Raw genomic sequence first — 1,896 nt, 5'->3', positions numbered from 1 at the left:
GCAGCCTCGGCTACCTCAGCCCCGCCGAGTACGAGACCGCAATCGCAGCCTGACCACCACACCAATGGTGTCCGTCAAAGCGGAGCAAGCTCACGTTGTTCTGGTATGGGGAGACCGGAGGGGATCGAGGATGTCCAGGCTGCGAAGTTCCAGTTGTTGTTGCCGCATCTCGATGAACGTCAGCGTCGGCTGGCCATAGGGGCGGAAGCGCTGTCACTGGGGCACGGTGGGATCAGGCTGGTCGCCGCAGCGGCCGGGGTTCGGGAGGGTACGGTCTCTCGCGGAGCGGCCGAACTGGACTCTGGCCACGTGCCGTCGGGGCGGATTCGTCGACCTGGTGGTGGCCGGAAGAGGGCCGCGGACCTCAATCCGGGGTTACGGCCGGCTCTGCTTGGGCTGGTCGAGCCCGACGAGCGGGGTGACCCGATGTCGCCGCTGCGCTGGACGACGAAGTCGACCCGGAAGCTGGCAGCGGAGCTCACCCGCCAGGGCCATCGAGTCTCCGCCGACACGGTCGCCTGCCTGCTGCGAGAAGAAGGCTTCAGCCTGCAGGCCAACGCCAAGACCATCGAAGGTGCCCAGCACCCCGACAGGGACGCCCAGTTCCGCTACCTCAACGAGCGGGCACGAGACCACAGGGACGCCGGGGACCCGGTGATCAGCGTGGACAGCAAGAAGAAGGAACTGATCGGCGACTACAAGAACGCCGGGCACGAATGGCAGCCTGCAGGGCAGCCCGTGAGGGTGAAGACACACAACTTCCCCGGCCAGGCCGAGAAGGCCATTCCGTACGGAATCTACGACATGACGGCGAACACCGGCTGGGTCAGCATCGGCACCGATCACGACACGGCGGCGTTCGCCGTCGCCTCGATCCGCCGCTGGTGGCAGGCGGTCGGCCGGCACGACTACCCCCGCGCCCGCCGACTGCTGATCACCGCCGACGGTGGCGGCTCCAACGGCTACCGCACCCGCGGCTGGAAGACCCAACTCGCCGACCTCGCCGCTGAGACCGGCCTTGAGGTCACGGTGTGTCACCTTCCGCCCGGCACCTCAAAGTGGAACAAGATTGAGCACCGGCTGTTCTCCCACATCACCATGAACTGGCGAGGCAGGCCCCTGACCAGCCACGAAGTCATGCTCCAGACCATCGCCGCGACCACCAGCCGCACCGGCCTCACCGTCCAGGCCGAACTCGACAACGGCGAGTACCCCACCGGCATCCGCGTCAGCGACGACGAGATCGCTGCCCTGCCCATCACCCGCCACCGCTTCCACGGCGACTGGAACTACACCCTCCACCCCCAGCGCCCGACGGACACCGCGACCACCACCAGCACACAGGACGAGGCCCTGGCGGACAGACCGGCCCGCCTCACGTGGCATTCGCTACAGGACCCAGAACTGACCGGGATGACCCGCCGGCAGCTCAACGAACTCATCGACGTGCTGACTCCAGCGATGGAAATTCAACGCGAGCAAGTGCTCCGCACCCGCAGAGGTCACGAACGCCTAGTGGCCCCTGGCACAGGAGCCAAACCCAAGCTCACCTCAGCTGACCGGATCCTGGCCACCGTGCTCCACCTGCGAAAACTTGCGACCATGGACCTCCTGGGCCAACTTTTCAACACCACCGCCATGACCATCAGCCGCGCAGCGAAAGACGTCCGCCCGCTCCTGGACGCCCACGGCATTCACATCCCTGCCTCGACCGCCCGCTTCCGCACACCGACTGACGTCGCGAGATTCCTCAACCTCGACAAAAACAAGATCAAACCGACGTGTTGATTCCCGGCAAGCCCTTAGCCTCGAAGTTTCATGACGGTCCGCCGACGGCGTCGGTGGACCGTTTTCGTGCCGTGGGCTGAAGCTGTGCAGGCCGAGGGCCCGAGTGTC

The 1,896-nt window shown here is 66.1% G+C and carries 1 protein-coding gene; it reads left to right on the top strand.

Features of this window, described 5'->3' with window-relative positions; all coding sequences use genetic code 11:
* Positions 1-105 precede the first annotated feature (105 nt).
* Positions 106-1,788, top strand: a complete 1,683-nt coding sequence (locus tag ABZ441_RS33510) for an ISAzo13 family transposase (RefSeq protein ID WP_358981187.1) — start codon at positions 106-108, stop codon at positions 1,786-1,788.
* The last annotated feature ends 108 nt before the right edge of the window (positions 1,789-1,896 follow it).

Origin of the sequence: Streptomyces sp. NPDC005752 (genome assembly GCF_040630715.1) — a bacterium.
Lineage (GTDB): Bacteria > Actinomycetota > Actinomycetes > Streptomycetales > Streptomycetaceae > Streptomyces.
This window is presented reverse-complemented; position numbering and strand designations above follow the sequence as displayed.

Excerpts from the sequence above, each read along its gene's own strand:
- ABZ441_RS33510 (WP_358981187.1), top strand. The coding sequence starts at position 106 with ATGGGGAGACCGGAGGGGATCGAGGATGTCCAGGCTGCGAAGTTCCAG.